Genomic DNA, 20,006 nt, shown 5'->3' with positions numbered 1-20,006 from the left:
TACACAGGAGATATATATGGGACTTGTGTTTTTAGGTCCTCCAGGCTCTGGAAAAGGGACTATTTCAAAAATTATTTCTAGCGAATTTAAATATCATCATATTTCAACAGGAGATTTATTTAGAGAAAATATTTTAAATTCTACAACTCTTGGAAAAGAAATAAAAAAAATTGTTGAGAAAGGGGAACTGGTCCCCGACTCAATTACAATCAAAATAGTAGAAGATAAAATCAAAGCTATTGAAAAGAATAAAAATTTTATTTTAGATGGATTTCCGCGCAATATTTGTCAAGCCAAAGCTCTTGACAAATTATTGCCAAATGTAAAGATAATAAACTTTTTAATCAATGAAGAATTGGTAATAAAAAGACTATCGGGAAGAAGAATTTGTAAATCCTGCAACAATATTTTCAATATATATACTCTAGCTACAAAAATCAATGACATTTGTGATGCTTGCGGGGGAGATCTTTACCAACGAGAAGATGACAAAGAAGAATGCTTAAAAACAAGGCTTAAAGAGTATAAATTGCAAACAAAACCATTAATAGAATTTTACTCAAAATGCTCTAGAATTAATAACATTGATGCATCTGTTAAAATTGATGAAATGAAAGAAAAAATAATTAAAGTAATGTTTAAAAAAATTTAAATGGGAAAGGTATTTAGAACAAAAATGTTAATGAAAAAAATTTGCTTTTGCTTGCTTTTATTGCAAGCAAAAATAATTATCGCTCAAGATCAACAGGAGTTAGAATCCGATAGTCAATATTTTTATTTTAATTTTCAATCTGCTTATTACCCTCCCCACGAAATGGGTACAAATGGAGGCAAATTTTCACAAAGCTTTAAACAGCCCAACTTTCAAAATATTGATCCAAGTTTAAAAATTTCAGACAATCATTGGGGAGGAATAAAATTAATATCATACTTGGGGTACTATAAAAATTTTAAAGTTTTAAACAATCCTAATTCCATGTTTTTCAAAAACAATGGTATAGATCTAGATTTAAATATCGGATTATCTCCTGTAAGCATCTTATTTAAAGGCATACTAAGCTTTACTCCTATTGCTTTTTTAAATTTATATGTATCAAATGAGATTGGTATGGGTTGGGAAGCTTTTGGATTTAAAGGAATTGGCGTTCACATTAAAAATGGAAAATATTCAAATACTATTGAATTTTATTCAGAGATAACAACAGGGGGAAGATTTCAATTTGATTTAAACTCCATTTTTCAAGGAAAATGGACACACATTATTATAGCTATTGGTAATGATTTTACATACTTAATTAATCCTCATGCAGAAAAAGATCAACTTTGGAAATATAAAGCAGACGATGGTAAGAATATAAATGGCATGCTAATAAAACCCTATGCCCTTTTAGCTTACAAAATGCCAATACCCCTTAACATTGTGGGATTACTTTATGAAGGGAAAACACAAATTGGCAAAGAAAGAAACATAAGCTCATGGAAAAACAAAGGTTGGGGCAGCGACATTTTTTATCATAATATTTCTATTATTGCTAATTTTGAAGTTGTCAAATCTTTAGCAATTGGCCTTCAATTAAAACTATCTACAAATCCTGTATATACAACCAACACAGCTGGATTGGCTGATATTTCAAAAAGAATAGCAACTGGTAATTCTTATTTTTACTATGATTCTATTGGAATTTCTATAACTTATAAATATTAAAGTTTAAAAATATAAAATTTAATATCTAAACTGATTCCTTCCAGAAACCTTGGCCTCATAAAGCTTACTATCTGCAAGCTTTATGATATTGGTAAAATTATTATCAATAGGAATTTCTTGAGCAAGACCAATTGAAACAGTCACAATACCAGAAATACCGCTATACTCATGAACTATTCTTAAGCGCTTTATATCATTAATCATTGTTTTAATAATGCAAATCATTTTACTTAGACTCTTATTAACAGAAAAAAAAATAAATTCCTCTCCCCCATATCGAGCAACATCTATTTTATATTTTAAAGAAACCTTGTATAAAGCTTTAGCAATCAATTTAAGACACTCATCACCATTGGTGTGTCCATAATTATCATTATAATTTTTAAAATTATCAATATCTAACATCCCGACAATTATTATTTCTTTATTTTCTAAAGCTTTCATCCACAACCTAGAAAATTTATCCATAAAAAATCTTCTGTTTGGAATCTGAGTAAGTCCATCGATTCTAGACAGGCTTTTAAAATAATCTCTCAATCTCTTTAATTCAAGATGCGTCTTAACTCTAGCATCAATTATGCGACTATTAAAAGGCTTTAAAATATAGTCTACTCCACCAACATTAAATCCCTCAAGTTGAGCATCCGTGGAACTTCTTGAACTAATAAAAATTACAGGAATCTCTTTGGTATCAGGATCGCTTTTTAACTTTTTACATACCTCATAGCCATTAATATCTGGAAGACCTATATCAAGAAGCACAAGATCAGGACTATCTTTTTCAACTTGTCTCAAAGCATCTAGTCCGTTTGTTGCAACTTCAACCTCATAAGCATCTTGCAATATATTTACTAATAAATCTAAATTGGTGGGAGAATCATCCACAATTAAAAGCTTCTGACTCTCTACTTCAAAAACTTTATCTTTAATTATCATCTCCACTACTAATATCTCTATTGCTAAAAATTTTAATAATCTTTTTAAGAATCTTAGAGCTCTCTGAAAATCTATATAATCTTAAATTCTTGCGAAAATCATTAAATAATATTTGAATATTATCATCTAAAACATACTTGTCAATGATTTCAAGAATCCCTTTGTATTCTCTTGGCTTTCTAGTCTTAATACCAACTAAAAGTTTATTGAGAAGGTTTAAAAATTGATCGTTATTTTTAACGTAAAGCCTATTGTCACTAACAATCTCAGACTCCAGCAAAACATTCTCTTTTATATCACTTATTAGTTGCAATAAATCATCCTTTACAAAAAAATACATCTTCTTTAACTCATAAATTGAATCTTTACTGGTCTCAATATTTTTAAAATCTTTATACAGGTCACTACGCATATTAGAAAGAGCACCGGATATTGTATGAGATATTTCCCTAATTAAAGACAAATTTTCCTCATCAAAAGCTTTTTCTAAATCAAAAATATTAATAGATATAAAATCAACAAGTCCTCTACATAATTCAGAATATGATGCATATGAAAGATTTAATTCCTTTAAAGCCTTATTAATATCTAAATTAGGGAACTTAACAAGCCGATTCAAATCTTCATTCTCCCAAATATCATCAACTTCAAACTGCAAAAATTTTTTTAATATAATTTTAATTGAACTTATATGTATTGGTTTTGATATGTAATCATTCATACCACTTGCAAAACATTTATCTTTATACTCTTGCAAAGCGTGCGCTGTTACAGCAATCAAAACACATGGTTTTAAATTCTTTTCCTTTTCAAATTTTCTAATTTCTTTAGCCACTGAAAATCCATCATATCTTGGCATTCGTATATCAATAAAAGAGATAGCATATTTTTTTTCTTTCAAAGATTCTAAAGCCTTTAATCCATCATCTACAACATCAATAAAATCTTCATTAATGCCTATTACAACAAGTATGTCTTTCAACACTTTTTGATTTACTTGATTATCTTCAGCTATTAGCACATTAATAGGTTCTTTTATCTTAAAAGCAGTATCTATTGAAGCTAAATCTTCAAAATCCATTTCTGCTTTAAACTCTTTTTTAGAAAGAATAGAGCATATACTAAGTCCCATTAAAGGCTTTTTAACATACATATATTTTAAATTTTTTAAAGCTTTATTATCTAGATAATAAAATAAAAAAATAATTTGTACATCAGAGCTCATTCTTTCAATATTATTAGCGAATTGAATACTCTCTTTAATATTGTCGTTATTTACATTTATACAAACAAAATTATAAAAAGGATATTCCTTAAAGAATTTATAAGCATCCTCAAAAGACGCTACATAGTGTACATTAGAAGAGTAGCCCAACAAAGAAGAACAATGTTCAAAAATTTTAATAGATTTTTGGCTCAATAGCATATTCAATACTTTATTATTACTATCTATTGACTGAAATCTATTGATTGATAAATTTTTACTTCTAAGCTCACCACCCAATAAAAAAGGCAACATAAATGAAAAAGTTGTACCCTCTCCCGCCTTACTATCAACAGTAATACCAATACCACCCATTAGTCTTATAAGCTCTCTAGATATTGACAATCCCAATCCTGCACCCTCATGAACTCTCGAAGAAGAATCATCCTCTTGTTTGAATATTTCAAATATCTTAGAAAAATTCTCTCTTTTAATGCCTTTACCTGTATCCATGACCTTAAATTCAACTGTAACCAATACTCTATTGCCATCGGTTCTTGTTCTACAAACTTCCTCATAGTTTAAAACAATAACACCATCATCTGTAAACTTAAAAGCATTTCCTATTAAATTAATTAAAACTTGTTTAATTTTTACAATGTCACCTTTTATATAATTATTAAAACCAGATTTGGAATAAGAGAATAAATCAATATTTTTCTTTGCACATTGAGATTGAAAGGTTTTTAAAACCATTTCCATTTCGCTTTCTAAATCAATCTCTTGACTCTCAACATGCAACTCATTGACATCTATTTGAGATAAATGCAATATATCATCAATCAAAGAAAGTAAAGAATCGGATGAATAATTTATCATTCTAACATAGTCTTTTTGAACATCTGTAAGAATAGTTGTATCCAAAAGCTCCGTAGCAGCCATTATTCCATTAATGGGAGTACGAATATCGTGACTAATGTTCGCTATAAAAATAGTCTTAGCGGTATTGGCAGCTTCTGCAACATTCTTTTCATTCATTACAAAAGAATATCTTCTTTTCTGCTCAAATGATAATTTAAACATAAAAATTATTACAAATCCTAAAAAAGTAAAATAAAATATAATGACTGTTAACACTAAAAATTTGAGATTTTTAAACCTACTGTCTTTGGATTTATAATAAACATCAAATTTCCAATCATTTAAATACATCTGACTATCAACATTTGAACGCATAACAGCCTTTTGAATAACTTCTTTCAAGATATAGTCCTGATTATAAACAGCAAGACTCAAATCAAAAGCCAAATCCCTAAAAGTAGGAAGTTTTTCAACATCGACAACATTTAATTCTTCAAAAACAGCAGAGGCTGTATACTCATCGCTAATAATCCCATCTACCTTTCCCTTATAAAGAAGAAGTAAAGCCTCTTTAAAGCTGCTTACCAGAATAAGCTTTGATTTAATATTAAAAGCCAAATTTTCATTATATAAAAAATCAAGTACAGCAAACCTTTCTAAAGGTCTAGATGGCAACACTCTTTTTTTATTTGAAAAAATATAAAGCGGAATTCTGGAATTTAGTTTTATATTAAAAACATTATTTAAATTTGAATCGATCGCATTAGTATTTAACATGTCAATTTTTCCAGATTTGATTAATTTCTTAAGATCCAAGCTACTGTGTGTTTCAATTATATTAAACTCCAATCCCGAAAACATTCTAATCTTATCAAGCAAAAATTGATTTATTCCTTTATAACTATTTGCTTCAACGTAATCTATTGGATACCAATTTTTAACAGCAAGATTTAATTTTTTGTTTCTTAATAACCAAATTTTTTCTTCTATATTGAATTTAACCTTATTCATAATTTTGTAACTATTTATTCTAGAACTATTAATTTCTTCTTTATCCAGCCAATTTTTATCTATTTGAAGTAAAGATTCAAATGAAACATCATCAAATATAGAATTAAGAATATATTTAATAATCTTATAAATTCTATTATCAATGGCTAATACTAAAAACCTATTTTTATTAAAAATCGAATCATAAGATTTCAATCTACCATTATATCCATTTAATTTTAATAAATACTTTGTTGTTATTGAATTTTCTATAAACCCATATGAATTATTAACAATATCTATAAAGTTATTAACAATATCTTGATTCTTATTTACATAAATATTATTAAAATCAAAATCAATAAACTGAGAATTTATTGACCCAACATTATTGTTTAAATCCTTAGAATAAAATTTAAAATTAAGAGGGTATATTGGCTTGCTTACTACATAATTAACATTTTCAAATACACTATCATTGCTAATAATTCCTCCAAAAATGCCTACTGACTTTCCATCTAATGATTTCTTAATATCCTCTTTGGAAAATCCCTTAAAAATAGGTTTAAAAATATGCTGCCTTGAAAGGAGATTCCATAAATCTACTAAAATGCCAGTCAATTTCCCCTTCGAATTAACAAAACTCAAAGGAGGATAATTGTTATATAAACCAACATCAATAAAACTTCCCTTAGTAGTTTTGTCTAAAAAAGAAAAAACATATTCATCTGGCATTTGCATCAAATAAGAAAACAAATCTAAATTCAAATTTTTTATTATCTCAGGAGAATTTTTACTAATAGCCACCCTATTTTTAATGCTATAAAACATATCTCCATGGGAAATTACAAGATTTTCACCTAAAACCCGCTTTGCAACATAAGATAAAGTCTTACAATCACCATATATATAATCAACTTTATCATTTTTTAAAGCTAATATTAAATCTTGAGCATTATCAACCAAAAAAATGGAATTAGCGCCTCTTAGCTTTAAGATATCTTCATATATTGTATTTTTAACAACCCCTATATTAAAATTAGATATAAATGTAGAGTGAATATTTTTATATTTTTTATTAGAGCTTTTAGAAAATAAAATTGAAATACTCCTAGCAAGCTCGCTTTTAAAATAAAAAAAATCATTTAATTTTGAATTATAAGTCAATCCTAAATATATTGCCTCGTCTTCAACTTCACTTTCATTTAAATTGTTAACAGGTTCAATTCTAACATCAACATTATTATCTTTTGCCCATTTATCTAAAATAGAAAAAATAAGTCCTGCATATTCTCCTTTACTATTCTTATAAAAAAAAGGAAAATATTGATCTACAAGCTTAAACTTAAAAATGTTCTTAGAAAATAAATTGGGGCTTACAAAACAAACCAAAAGCAAAATTAAAAAATTAATATTTAAAAAGTTTGCTTTTTTCATTTTATTTTAAAAATTCCTTATTAAAATATAATAATTTTACTAGTGTGCAAAAATAAGTATACACAATAAAATTGGGGTTTAAAATATAAAAAAACCCTGGCAATAACTTACTCTCCCGCGAACTCGCAGTACCATCAGCGAATAAGAGCTTAACTTCTGTGTTCGGAATGATAACAGGTGTTTCCTCTTTTCTTTAACCACCAGGGTTTTTATAAGGAAGATAAAAATATGGCCAAAGACACGGGTAATTAGTATTAGTCAGCTTAATATATTACTATACTTACACTTCTAACCTATCAACCTGGTATTCTTCCAGGACCCTTAAAGGATATCTTATCTTGAGGAAGGCTTCCCACTTAGATGCTTTCAGCGGTTATCCTTTCCGAACGTAGCTACCCAGCACTTACCCTTGGCAGGATAACTGGTACACCAGAGGTTCGTCCATCTCGGTCCTCTCGTACTAAAGATAGCTCCTCTCAAATATCCAACGCTTGTGGCAGATAGGGACCAAACTGTCTCACGACGTTCTGAACCCAGCTCGCGTACCGCTTTAAATGGCGAACAGCCATACCCTTAGGACCTGCTCCAGCCCTAGGATGCGATGAGCCGACATCGAGGTGCCAAACCCTTCCGTCGATGTGAACTCTTGGGAAGGATAAGCCTGTTATCCCCGGAGTACCTTTTATTCGTTAAGTGACGGCGCTTCCACTTGCCACCGCCAGATCACTAAGACCTACTTTCGTATCTGTTCGACTTGTCAGTCTTACAGTTAAGCTACCTTATGCCTTTACACTTACAGAGTGATTTCCAACCACTCTAAGGTAACCTTTGCGCACCTCCGTTACTCTTTAGGAGGCGACCGCCCCAGTCAAACTACCCACCTGGCACTCTCCTCATATTTCTATAAGTTAGAAACCTAATTAAACAAGGGTGGTATTTCAAGATTGACTCCACTACCCCTAACGAGATAGCTTCAAAGTCTCCCACCTATCCTACACATATTTAATCAAATCTCAATACTAGGCTATAGTAAAGGTTCACGGGGTCTTTCCGTCTAACCACAAGTAATCGGCATCTTCACCGATACTTCAATTTCACCGAGCTCCACGTTGAGACAGCGTCCAAATCGTTACACCATTCGTGCGGGTCGGAACTTACCCGACAAGGAATTTCGCTACCTTAGGACCGTTATAGTTACGGCCGCCGTTTACTGGGGCTTAAATTCAATGCTTCGAATAAACTAACATCTCCTCTTAACCTTCCAGCACCGGGCAGGTGTCAGTCCCTATACTTCTCTTTACAGATTTGCAGAGACCTGTGTTTTTGGTAAACAGTCGTTTGGACCATTTTTATGCTACCTAATTGCTTAGGTCGTACTTATCCCGAAGTTACGTACGTATTTTGCAGAGTTCCTTAACGTGGATTCTCTCGCGCGCCTTAGAATTTTCATCCCACCTACCTGTGTCGGTTTACGGTACGGTCCCTTATAGCCTAACCTTAGAAGTTATTTCTTGGCACCTTGACTACCTACATTTCATGTTACCTAAATAACACTTATCATCACATCTTAGCTCTCTTAACGGATTTTCCTATTAAGATCATCACCTTAATGCTTAAACTAGGACAACCATCGCCTAGCAGTAGTTAACCTCATGCGTCACTCCATCGAAACTATAAGAGGTACGGGAATATTAACCCGTTTCCCATCGACTACACTTTTCAGCTTTGCCTTAGGGGCCGACTAACCCTGGGAAGACGACCTTTACCCAGGAAACCTTAGGTTTTCGGCGAATGGGGATCTCACCCATTTTTTCGTTACTCATACCTGCATTCTCACTTCTGATACCTCCATCAAACTTTTCAGTTTAACTTCTCAGGCTTACAGAACGCTCCCCTACCATCTTAACTTTCGTTAAGATCCAAAGCTTCGGTAATGTGTTTAGCCCCGTTACATTATCGGCGCTTAAGTACTCGACCAGTGAGCTATTACGCACTCTTTAAAGGTATGGCTGCTTCTAAGCCAACCTCCTGGCTGTTTACGTACCTAAACCTCCTTTTCCACTTAACACATTTTTGAGACCTTAGCTGTTGGTCTGGGTTGTTTCCCTCTCGACTATGAACCTTATCGCCCATAGTCTCACTCCTATTCATCATTTAATAGCATTCGGAGTTTAACTGAGTTTGGTACCCTTTGACAGGCCCTAGCTCAATTAGTGCTCTACCTCTATTAAACTAAAATAAGGCTGAACTTAAATCCATTTCGGGGAGAACCAGCTATCTCCGAGTTTGTTTAGCCTTTCACTCCTATTCACAGCTCATCCCTGCCTTTTTAAACAGACTAGAGTTCGGCCCTCCACTTGGTTTTACCCAAGCTTCAGCCTGGCCATAAATAGATCACTCGGCTTCGGGTCTACCACATCTAACTAAATCGCCCTTTTAAGACTCGCTTTCGCTTCGACTCCAGCACTTCTATGCTTTAATCTTGCTAGACATGATAACTCGCAGGTTCATTATGCAAAAGGCACGCCATCACCGCAATAAATCGCGGCTTTGACTGCTTGTAAGTCTACGGTTTCAGTTCTATTTCACTCCCCTCCCGGGGTTCTTTTCACCTTTCCCTCACGGTACTCTTCTCTATCGGTAGCTTTTTAGTATTTAGCCTTGGAGAGTGGTCTCCCCAGCTTCAAACAAGGTTTCTCGTGCCTCGTCCTACTCAGGAACATTTTAAAAAGATATTTACATTTAAATTACAGGACTATCACCTTCTTTGGTTAAACTTTCCAGATTATTCTTCTATATAAATATTTTGTAACTTTTTTGCTTATCACAGACTAAGCTTAAACGTCCTACAACCCCATAAATGCAACGTTCTGCAACTTGACACATTTAAAGTTTGGGCTACTCCCCTTTCGCTCGCCACTACTAAGGGAATCTCTTTGATTTCTTTTCCTCAGGGTACTTAGATGGTTCACTTCCCCTGGTATCGCCTCTATTATTAAAATAATAGATAACTAGCATCTTGCTAGTTGGATTACTCCATTCGGTAATCTTGGGATCAATAAATGTTTGCTTCTCCCCCAAGCTTTTCGCAGCTTACCACGACCTTCTTCGCCTTAAAGCTCCTAGGCATTCACCATAGACTCTTATTACTTTGACCATATTTTTATCTTCCATCTCTATTTTGCCAATTTGTTTATGCAACATAAAATACTATATATCTTTGTTTAATCCATGTCAATATCTATTTTATGTTTTACAGACCTTAAATGTTTTATTTAAAGTCTATAAAACATAAAATCAAAGTTTAAAATATAAAAAAACCCTGGCAATAACTTACTCTCCCGCGAACTCGCAGTACCATCAGCGAATAAGAGCTTAACTTCTGTGTTCGGAATGATAACAGGTGTTTCCTCTTTTCTTTAACCACCAGGGTTTTTATAAGGAAGATAAAAATATGGCCAAAGACACGGGTAATTAGTATTAGTCAGCTTAATATATTACTATACTTACACTTCTAACCTATCAACCTGGTATTCTTCCAGGACCCTTAAAGGATATCTTATCTTGAGGAAGGCTTCCCACTTAGATGCTTTCAGCGGTTATCCTTTCCGAACGTAGCTACCCAGCACTTACCCTTGGCAGGATAACTGGTACACCAGAGGTTCGTCCATCTCGGTCCTCTCGTACTAAAGATAGCTCCTCTCAAATATCCAACGCTTGTGGCAGATAGGGACCAAACTGTCTCACGACGTTCTGAACCCAGCTCGCGTACCGCTTTAAATGGCGAACAGCCATACCCTTAGGACCTGCTCCAGCCCTAGGATGCGATGAGCCGACATCGAGGTGCCAAACCCTTCCGTCGATGTGAACTCTTGGGAAGGATAAGCCTGTTATCCCCGGAGTACCTTTTATTCGTTAAGTGACGGCGCTTCCACTTGCCACCGCCAGATCACTAAGACCTACTTTCGTATCTGTTCGACTTGTCAGTCTTACAGTTAAGCTACCTTATGCCTTTACACTTACAGAGTGATTTCCAACCACTCTAAGGTAACCTTTGCGCACCTCCGTTACTCTTTAGGAGGCGACCGCCCCAGTCAAACTACCCACCTGGCACTCTCCTCATATTTCTATAAGTTAGAAACCTAATTAAACAAGGGTGGTATTTCAAGATTGACTCCACTACCCCTAACGAGATAGCTTCAAAGTCTCCCACCTATCCTACACATATTTAATCAAATCTCAATACCAGACTATAGTAAAGGTTCACGGGGTCTTTCCGTCTAACCACAAGTAATCGGCATCTTCACCGATACTTCAATTTCACCGAGCTCCACGTTGAGACAGCGTCCAAATCGTTACACCATTCGTGCGGGTCGGAACTTACCCGACAAGGAATTTCGCTACCTTAGGACCGTTATAGTTACGGCCGCCGTTTACTGGGGCTTAAATTCAATGCTTCGAATAAACTAACATCTCCTCTTAACCTTCCAGCACCGGGCAGGTGTCAGTCCCTATACTTCTCTTTACAGATTTGCAGAGACCTGTGTTTTTGGTAAACAGTCGTTTGGACCATTTTTATGCTACCTAATTGCTTAGGTCGTACTTATCCCGAAGTTACGTACGTATTTTGCAGAGTTCCTTAACGTGGATTCTCTCGCGCGCCTTAGAATTTTCATCCCACCTACCTGTGTCGGTTTACGGTACGGTCCCTTATAGCCTAACCTTAGAAGTTATTTCTTGGCACCTTGACTACCTACATTTCATGTTACCTAAATAACACTTATCATCACATCTTAGCTCTCTTAACGGATTTTCCTATTAAGATCATCACCTTAATGCTTAAACTAGGACAACCATCGCCTAGCAGTAGTTAACCTCATGCGTCACTCCATCGAAACTATAAGAGGTACGGGAATATTAACCCGTTTCCCATCGACTACACTTTTCAGCTTTGCCTTAGGGGCCGACTAACCCTGGGAAGACGACCTTTACCCAGGAAACCTTAGGTTTTCGGCGAATGGGGATCTCACCCATTTTTTCGTTACTCATACCTGCATTCTCACTTCTGATACCTCCATCAAACTTTTCAGTTTAACTTCTCAGGCTTACAGAACGCTCCCCTACCATCTTAACTTTCGTTAAGATCCAAAGCTTCGGTAATGTGTTTAGCCCCGTTACATTATCGGCGCTTAAGTACTCGACCAGTGAGCTATTACGCACTCTTTAAAGGTATGGCTGCTTCTAAGCCAACCTCCTGGCTGTTTACGTACCTAAACCTCCTTTTCCACTTAACACATTTTTGAGACCTTAGCTGTTGGTCTGGGTTGTTTCCCTCTCGACTATGAACCTTATCGCCCATAGTCTCACTCCTATTCATCATTTAATAGCATTCGGAGTTTAACTGAGTTTGGTACCCTTTGACAGGCCCTAGCTCAATTAGTGCTCTACCTCTATTAAACTAAAATAAGGCTGAACTTAAATCCATTTCGGGGAGAACCAGCTATCTCCGAGTTTGTTTAGCCTTTCACTCCTATTCACAGCTCATCCCTGCCTTTTTAAACAGACTAGAGTTCGGCCCTCCACTTGGTTTTACCCAAGCTTCAGCCTGGCCATAAATAGATCACTCGGCTTCGGGTCTACCACATCTAACTAAATCGCCCTTTTAAGACTCGCTTTCGCTTCGACTCCAGCACTTCTATGCTTTAATCTTGCTAGACATGATAACTCGCAGGTTCATTATGCAAAAGGCACGCCATCACCGCAATAAATCGCGGCTTTGACTGCTTGTAAGTCTACGGTTTCAGTTCTATTTCACTCCCCTCCCGGGGTTCTTTTCACCTTTCCCTCACGGTACTCTTCTCTATCGGTAGCTTTTTAGTATTTAGCCTTGGAGAGTGGTCTCCCCAGCTTCAAACAAGGTTTCTCGTGCCTCGTCCTACTCAGGAACATTTTAAAAAGATATTTACATTTAAATTACAGGACTATCACCTTCTTTGGTTAAACTTTCCAGATTATTCTTCTATATAAATATTTTGTAACTTTTTTGCTTATCACAGACTAAGCTTAAACGTCCTACAACCCCATAAATGCAACGTTCTGCAACTTGACACATTTAAAGTTTGGGCTACTCCCCTTTCGCTCGCCACTACTAAGGGAATCTCTTTGATTTCTTTTCCTCAGGGTACTTAGATGGTTCACTTCCCCTGGTATCGCCTCTATTATTAAAATAATAGATAACTAGCATCTTGCTAGTTGGATTACTCCATTCGGTAATCTTGGGATCAATAAATGTTTGCTTCTCCCCCAAGCTTTTCGCAGCTTACCACGACCTTCTTCGCCTTAAAGCTCCTAGGCATTCACCATAGACTCTTATTACTTTGACCATATTTTTATCTTCCATCTCTATTTTGCCAATTTGTTTATGCAACATAAACTACTATATATCTTTGTTTAATCCATGTCAATACTTATGCCAACATTTTAATAAATAAATTTACAAATATATAATTGCTATTAAAAATACACTAAACATATTAAACAATAGAATGCAAATTACTTATATTTAATATTAAGATCAAAAAAATCAATTAAAAACTTAGCAACACCATCCTCATTATTACTAAATCTTGTTATTTCATTATTTACTAAATTAACTTTAAGAAATTCATTAGCATTTTCCATCAAAACTCCTTTGCCAAGATTTTTAAGCATCTCATAATCATTATTATTATCTCCAAAGGCTAAAACATCACATAATGAAATGTTTTCAAGAAAAGCAATATCTCTAATAGCATTATATTTATTAGCATTAATATTGGTAACCTCTAATAAATCTTTAGAAGAAAAAAATACTCTTATATCTTGAAAATCTCTACTCTTAATCTCATTTTCAAGTTTATTAAGAGTTGCCAAATCGTAACAATAATAAACAATCTTGGAAACAGAATCAACACTTAATTTGGTCAAATCTCTAATAACAACATTTAAACCTAAATCCTTAATAAAATGTTTCATAATAGGGCTTTTGACATCTGAATTAGAATACCAAGTATCAAAAGTATAAAGATTTACATCAACATTGTCTGTATGTATATTGAGGATTTCTCTTGCCAAAGAATAACTCATTGCATGTCTAAAAATTAAATTTTCTTGCAAAAAAACTTCAGCGCCATTCGCTGTTATAAGATAATTCTCGTTAATATTCATTTCTTTTATTTTATTCTTAACATTTCTAACTTCACTCAACATTCTACCGGTTGCAATAATTATTTTAAAATCTTTCTCTAGGGTCAAAAGAACCTTAAAAGTTAAAGGAGTAATTTCATGATTATTGTTCAACAAAGTACCATCAAGATCAAAAACCAACATTTTATATTTTTTATAATTAGAATTCATATACAAATCTCTCTTGTAAAATATACTATCATAAATAAATTTATTCTCAATAAATTGCTCTTAAAGTAGAAGATAATTAAATTTAATAACAATATATGTTTCGAAATTTTTTAAAAAATTTCTTTAAACGTAAATTACCACTTTGAAACAAATTTATTATCTTCAATATAAAACCTCCAAAGTTTGTTTATATCGCACTCTTGAGCATAATCAATATTTATTCTTTTTGAACAAACTACATTAAAATCTAGATTTAAACCTCTTTGTAAAAAAAGCTCATTATTCCCAATAAGATCAATCTTATTAAAGGTTAAATCAATGTTTAAAAATTTTGTAAGTTTGCCAGGACCATTAGTAAGAATGCTTTTCTCCTCCAATAATGGAGAAATGGGTTCTACACTTCTAACTAAAACAGCTTGGGGATTATTTTTATCTGCGGTCACAATATTAAACATAAAATGCATACCATATATTATATACACATAAGAATATCCTCCTATGCAATACATAGCATCTGTACGATTCGTTCTTTTGCCCCTATAAGAATGACAAGCACTATCTGTTATTCCCATATAAGCTTCTGTTTCAACAATTCTGGCAACTATTTCCTTTCCATCGATCCTTCTGATCAACAGATTACCTAGCAATAATTTTGCTACTACTTCAGCATTTTGCAAAAAAAAATATCGATCCATATACTCAATTTTAAAACAAGATAATAATAATATAATATTATCAAAACACACATGCAAAATACGAAAACATATTATCCTGCAATAAAAATAAAAACTACTTAAAATCATATATTTTAGATCTATTTACATGAAAAACTTTCGGTAATAAATTCTTTAAAACCCTCAATTGATAATGCAAAATTGGCAAAAATATTCGAACAATATAACATCTATTGATAAAGATTAATTCTTGGGGTGAATATTTACGGATTTTTCTAATTATAAATAACCAGTAATAAAATGTCATGGATTTTTTAAAAAATCACAAGTTGAAAAACATATTAAAAATTATAAACTATATGAAAAATCTCTTGACTCTTTTCAAGATCAAAGATATATTGACAAAGTCAAAAGATTAAAATAAAATTTGTAAAGAATTAATATGCTTAAGGGATCATAGCTCAGGTGGTTAGAGCGCAGGTCTGATAAACCTGAGGTCGGATGTTCAACTCATCCTGGTCCCAATGTAGTTTATTGTTATAAGTTTTAACGTACTGATTTAAACTATAAATAATAAAAATATCAAAACAGCCGATTAATTTAGAAATTAAGGAAAATTTATGATCCCTTATAATTGGGATTCAATTCTAAACAGAATCAATTACCATAAAATTATAATTACCAACAATGATGAATTTAGTATAAAAATGCGTATCATCAAACACTTGCTAAAGGTTTATTTTTTATAATTTTTAGTTTAAAAATTTACTTTGACTTTAAAAATTTTCAATCAAAATAAAAATATTAAGAAGAATCAATAAAATTGACCTTAATTAATCTCTCTTTTTTAAAAAAAAAGCGATCCAACCACGATTTCCAATGCTACTATATTGTTGTACGATACAATTTCAAACCCACTCAATATACCCTAAAACTTCTTCTACTCCATACTATATTCTAGTTTAAAGCCTCACACATCAACTAAGATTAGCACAAATCTTTAGGGCGCATTAATTGCATCATCATTTTACACAATTGTTAATGATTATAATTTCACAAAGTCTAATTTTAGATCTTCAATTCAAACTGCAATAATTATTAGCTTATAATCACATTACCATAAACCATTGGCTTGCATGTTTATATAATTAACACAGTTATCTTTCGGTCTATATAAAAGTTTTTAGTAGTCCTTATCTTTATTCAAAATTCAACAAATCTCATTGATTCTTTTGTTTAAATTTTTAACCTTATTTAACTCGTCTTCTATCAAGAATTTAACTTTTAATAAACTTTTCTAATAACACACTTAATCTAAATTTAAACAGTATGTACAATGGAGGTTAAGGGACTCGAACCCTTGACCCTCGGCTTGCAAAGCCGATGCTCTAGCCAACTGAGCTAAACCCCCAATCAATCCAAATTAAAATTAAAGATTAATAAAACCCTTAACATTGCTAATATAAACTTAAATATGAAAATCCTTTTAAGATTATAAACACAACCCTGGTTTCAAAAACTCTTTCATCAAAAGAAAAGAGCAGAGAAGAGTTAATGGAGTTAGCCTTAATTTATCTTTCTCTTAGAAAGGAGGTGATCCAGCCGCACTTTCCAGTACGGCTACCTTGTTACGACTTCACCCCCCTCACTAAACATACCTTAAATACCTTCCTCCCTTACGGGTTAGAATAATAGCTTCGGGTATCCTCAACTCGGGTGGTGTGACGGGCGGTGTGTACAAGGCCCGAGAACGTATTCACCGTATCATTCTGATATACGATTACTAGCGATTCCAACTTCATGAAGTCGAGTTTCAGACTTCAATCCGGACTGAGACCTGCTTTATGCGTTTTGCTTCACATCACTGCTTCGCTTCGCTTTGTACAGGCCATTGTAGCACGTGTGTAGCCCAGGACATAAGGGCCATGATGATTTGACGTCATCCTCACCTTCCTCCGACTTATCACCGGCAGTCTTATCTGAGTCCCCACCATTACATGCTGGTAACAGATAACAAGGGTTGCGCTCGTTGCGGGACTTAACCCAACACCTCACAGCACGAGCTGACGACAACCATGCAGCACCTGTATATAGACCCCAAACGGGGAATAATTATCTCTAACTATATCCTATATATGTCAAGCCCTGGTAAGGTTCCTCGCGTATCATCGAATTAAACCACATGCTCCACCGCTTGTGCGGGCCCCCGTCAATTCCTTTGAGTTTCACTCTTGCGAGCATACTCCCCAGGCGGCACACTTAACGCGTTAGCTTCGGTACTAACTTTTAGTTAACACCAAGTGTGCATCGTTTACAGCGTAGACTACCAGGGTATCTAATCCTGTTTGCTCCCTACGCTTTCGTGACTCAGCGTCAGTCTTGACCCAGAAGTTCGCCTTCGCCTCCGGTATTCTTTCTGATATCAACAGATTCCACCCTTACACCAGAAATTCTAACTTCCTCTATCAGACTCTAGATATATAGTTTCCAACATAGTTCCACAGTTGAGCTGTGGTATTTTATGCATAGACTTACATATCCGCCTACTCACCCTTTACGCCCAATAATCCCGAACAACGCTCGCCCCTTACGTATTACCGCGGCTGCTGGCACGTAATTAGCCGGGGCTTATTCATAAATTAACGTCATCGCTTTATCATTTCCTACAAAGCTTATTCCTCATTTATAAAAGAATTTTACAATCTTTCGACCTTCTTCATTCACGCAGTGTCGCTCCGTCAGGCTTTCGCCCATTGCGGAAGATTCTTAGCTGCTGCCTCCCGTAGGAGTCTGGACCGTATCTCAGTTCCAGTGTGACCGTTCACCCTCTCAGGCCGGTTACTTATCATTGCCTTGGTAGGCATTTACCCTACCAACTAACTAATAAGACGCAGACTCATCTACAAGCGAAGCTTTAAAGGCTTCCTTTCATCAATTAACAAATTAATTGACCTTATTCGGTATTAGCTACTATTTCTAATAGTTATCCCCATCTCATAGGTAGATCATCCACGCGTTACTCACCCGTTCGCCACTGAATGTATTGCTACATCCCGTTTGACTTGCATGCTTAAGACGCACTGCCAGCGTTAGTTCTAAGCCAGGATCAAACTCTTCATTATTCTTATTTTTTATTTAAAAAATTAACAAGTTTCGTTTATTCTTTTGCTTGGCTTTCAACCTTACTTAACTCTTCCCTTCTCTCATCTTCCAATATTCATTTCAACATTTAATACTTTAACAAAAGAAGAATAATATTGTCAATACTTTTTGCATTATTTTATTACCACAAAACATAAAAAAATAAATTTTATTAATAACCATCAACAAAAGCATTAACAACCACATTTTTCATTAACAGGCAAAGTTGTAAGAATTTTTATCAATCTATTCCCCAATTTAGCTTTTAAATAATCAAAGAAAGTTCTAAAATTTTCATTATCTCCTTTAAACTTAATCCACAACTCTTTAAAAGTTAAAATTCCCTCCCTAAGATCTTTGTAATTGGAAAAAGACGCAGTACAATCACTATACATTAAATTGTAAAAATCAGAATCTTGTTTATCCTTAAAAAAATCTATACTTGGTATTTTTTTAGCAAAAGCAAAACCTCTCTCATAAGCTGTACCCGCGTCAACATAATTAAGCAAAGATAAAACAATATCGCTACTAACTAGTTCTTTTAAATCTATTTCTCTTATTTTCTCTCTTATGTCTTTATTTGCGAACTTATAATCAATTTTTTCAAGTAATCCCATCTTTTTGACAGCATGATGCTCTGGAGAAAATACATCTAAATTGAATTCTTCAAGAAATTTCAATACCTCATCTCTTAATTTAACTTGCTCTTCGTTAAAAAATGGAGAAGCCAAATAAATTTTCATAAAAACCCCTATTTTAAATTCAAGTATAACACAATAAATCAATAGGGTAAAACCGGCAAAAAATAAAATTTTGAAATCCAAATAGAAAATATTTATTATAAACGACTTCTGCTGACTAAAATAGTAAATTCTCCTTTAACCTTCTCCTTGCTCGATTCAAAATAATTTTTTAATTCCAAAGGTTTTCCAATTTGATATTCTTCATAAATTTTTGTCATCTCACGACCGATAAGAATCTTGGCATCTAAACTAACAAGAGAAATTTCAACAAGTAATTTCAAAAGTCTATGCCCAGATTCAAGCAACACAAATGCATCGCCCCTTTTATATAACTCAGCAATTCTTTTAAATCTTTTTAGACCCTTATTGGGCAAAAATCCCTCAAAAAGCACCGACTTATCTCTAAAAGGATTAACACTTACAATCGCATTAAAAGAGCTTACTCCAGGAATTGGGCAAACTTTGTATCCCTCTTTAAAAACAGAGTCAACTAACAGGCTACCGGGATCACTAAGCCCTGGGGTACCAGCGTCACTAACAAAAGCAACGGAATCTCCTTTTGCCAAATATTTCAATAACAAGCTTATTTTTTTACTTTCTGTTGCAGCATTACAAGAGATCATTTTTTTATTAATTTTATATCGCGACAAAAGTTTGCTAGTAACTCTTGTATCTTCTGCAAAGATAACATCTACCGACTTTAAAACATCAACTGCCCTATAGGTAATATCTCCCAAATTACCTATTGGCGTACCAACAATATATAACATAGTTCCTTTTAATTCCTCCAAAAACTAAAATAAATAATATTAAAAGCTTCCTTCTCAAGGATAAAAATCTAAAATTCTTTATTCACCAAATACAAAAATAAGCTATAAGTTATATTTTATATGTCTGCCAAAATACTTGCTTTTGCATTA

At 33.6% G+C, this 20,006-nt stretch carries 8 protein-coding genes, 2 tRNA genes and 5 rRNA genes; 3 read left to right on the top strand and 12 right to left on the bottom strand.

What is annotated here, in order from left to right:
- Window positions 1–16 precede the first annotated feature (16 nt).
- Together QIA41_RS02210 and QIA41_RS02205 are read left to right on the top strand one after the other, a co-directional pair.
- Entirely contained in the window at window positions 17–652 is a 636-nt protein-coding gene (locus QIA41_RS02210; protein ID WP_320292408.1) for an adenylate kinase, read from the top strand.
- 24 nt (window positions 653–676) lie between these two features.
- Window positions 677–1,705 carry a hypothetical protein gene (locus QIA41_RS02205; RefSeq protein WP_320292795.1) on the top strand — a complete coding sequence of 343 codons (1,029 nt, stop codon included), beginning with the start codon at window positions 677–679 and terminating at the stop codon, window positions 1,703–1,705.
- 18 nt (window positions 1,706–1,723) lie between these two features.
- Here QIA41_RS02205 and QIA41_RS02200 read toward each other — a convergent pair whose 3' ends face one another.
- The 8 genes from QIA41_RS02200 to QIA41_RS02165 all read right to left on the bottom strand — a co-directional run bounded on the left by QIA41_RS02200 (window position 1,724) and on the right by QIA41_RS02165 (window position 15,223).
- Window positions 1,724–2,647: a GGDEF domain-containing response regulator gene (locus QIA41_RS02200; RefSeq protein WP_320292407.1), complete on the bottom strand. Its 924-nt coding sequence runs from the start codon at window positions 2,645–2,647 to the stop codon at window positions 1,724–1,726.
- Window positions 2,631–7,133 (bottom strand): ATP-binding protein, encoded by a 4,503-nt coding sequence (locus tag QIA41_RS02195; RefSeq protein WP_320292406.1) that lies wholly within the window; start codon window positions 7,131–7,133, stop codon window positions 2,631–2,633. Before QIA41_RS02195 ends, QIA41_RS02200 begins: the two co-directional genes overlap by 17 nt.
- A gap of 94 nt (window positions 7,134–7,227) precedes the next feature.
- A 5S ribosomal RNA gene (gene rrf / locus QIA41_RS02190) occupies window positions 7,228–7,338 on the bottom strand.
- A gap of 23 nt (window positions 7,339–7,361) precedes the next feature.
- A 23S ribosomal RNA gene (locus QIA41_RS02185) occupies window positions 7,362–10,290 on the bottom strand.
- A 163-nt stretch (window positions 10,291–10,453) separates the two neighbouring features.
- Window positions 10,454–10,564 (bottom strand): 5S ribosomal RNA (gene rrf / locus QIA41_RS02180).
- Between the two features lie 23 nt (window positions 10,565–10,587).
- Window positions 10,588–13,516, bottom strand: a 23S ribosomal RNA gene (locus QIA41_RS02175).
- 169 nt (window positions 13,517–13,685) lie between these two features.
- The gene (locus QIA41_RS02170; RefSeq protein ID WP_320292405.1) at window positions 13,686–14,528 is read right to left on the bottom strand and encodes a Cof-type HAD-IIB family hydrolase; all 843 of its coding nucleotides are present in this window, start codon (window positions 14,526–14,528) and stop codon (window positions 13,686–13,688) included.
- Between the two features lie 134 nt (window positions 14,529–14,662).
- Window positions 14,663–15,223 carry a DNA-3-methyladenine glycosylase gene (locus QIA41_RS02165; protein ID WP_320292404.1) on the bottom strand — a complete coding sequence of 187 codons (561 nt, stop codon included), beginning with the start codon at window positions 15,221–15,223 and terminating at the stop codon, window positions 14,663–14,665.
- Window positions 15,224–15,652: 429 nt separating this feature from the next.
- Between QIA41_RS02165 and QIA41_RS02160 the strand changes: the two genes are divergently transcribed.
- Window positions 15,653–15,726, top strand: a tRNA-Ile gene (locus QIA41_RS02160).
- Between the two features lie 813 nt (window positions 15,727–16,539).
- Here QIA41_RS02160 and QIA41_RS02155 read toward each other — a convergent pair.
- The 4 genes from QIA41_RS02155 to rsmI all read right to left on the bottom strand — a co-directional run bounded on the left by QIA41_RS02155 (window position 16,540) and on the right by rsmI (window position 19,856).
- Window positions 16,540–16,613, bottom strand: a tRNA-Ala gene (locus QIA41_RS02155).
- 175 nt (window positions 16,614–16,788) lie between these two features.
- Window positions 16,789–18,324, bottom strand: a 16S ribosomal RNA gene (locus QIA41_RS02150).
- 213 nt (window positions 18,325–18,537) lie between these two features.
- A complete protein-coding gene (locus tag QIA41_RS02145; protein WP_320292403.1) occupies window positions 18,538–19,086 on the bottom strand; it encodes a nucleoside 2-deoxyribosyltransferase in 549 nt (182 codons plus the stop codon).
- 95 nt (window positions 19,087–19,181) lie between these two features.
- Window positions 19,182–19,856: a 16S rRNA (cytidine(1402)-2'-O)-methyltransferase gene (gene rsmI, locus QIA41_RS02140; RefSeq protein ID WP_320292402.1), complete on the bottom strand. Its 675-nt coding sequence runs from the start codon at window positions 19,854–19,856 to the stop codon at window positions 19,182–19,184.
- Between the last annotated feature and the right edge of the window lie 150 nt (window positions 19,857–20,006).

It is taken from the genome of Borreliella sinica (genome assembly GCF_033969665.2).
In the GTDB taxonomy this organism is placed as follows: Bacteria; Spirochaetota; Spirochaetia; order Borreliales; family Borreliaceae; genus Borreliella; species Borreliella sinica.
This window is presented reverse-complemented; position numbering and strand designations above follow the sequence as displayed.

What these genes read in the sequence shown, in the direction of transcription:
- QIA41_RS02210 (WP_320292408.1), top strand. Translation starts at nt 17, where the DNA reads ATGGGACTTGTGTTTTTAGGTCCTCCAGGCTCTGGAAAAGGGACTATT.
- QIA41_RS02205 (WP_320292795.1), top strand. Translation starts at nt 677, where the DNA reads ATGTTAATGAAAAAAATTTGCTTTTGCTTGCTTTTATTGCAAGCAAAA.
- QIA41_RS02195 (WP_320292406.1), bottom strand. Translation starts at nt 7,133, where the DNA reads ATGAAAAAAGCAAACTTTTTAAATATTAATTTTTTAATTTTGCTTTTG.
- QIA41_RS02170 (WP_320292405.1), bottom strand. Translation starts at nt 14,528, where the DNA reads ATGAATTCTAATTATAAAAAATATAAAATGTTGGTTTTTGATCTTGAT.
- QIA41_RS02165 (WP_320292404.1), bottom strand. Translation starts at nt 15,223, where the DNA reads ATGGATCGATATTTTTTTTTGCAAAATGCTGAAGTAGTAGCAAAATTA.
- QIA41_RS02145 (WP_320292403.1), bottom strand. Translation starts at nt 19,086, where the DNA reads ATGAAAATTTATTTGGCTTCTCCATTTTTTAACGAAGAGCAAGTTAAA.
- rsmI (WP_320292402.1), bottom strand. Translation starts at nt 19,856, where the DNA reads ATGTTATATATTGTTGGTACGCCAATAGGTAATTTGGGAGATATTACC.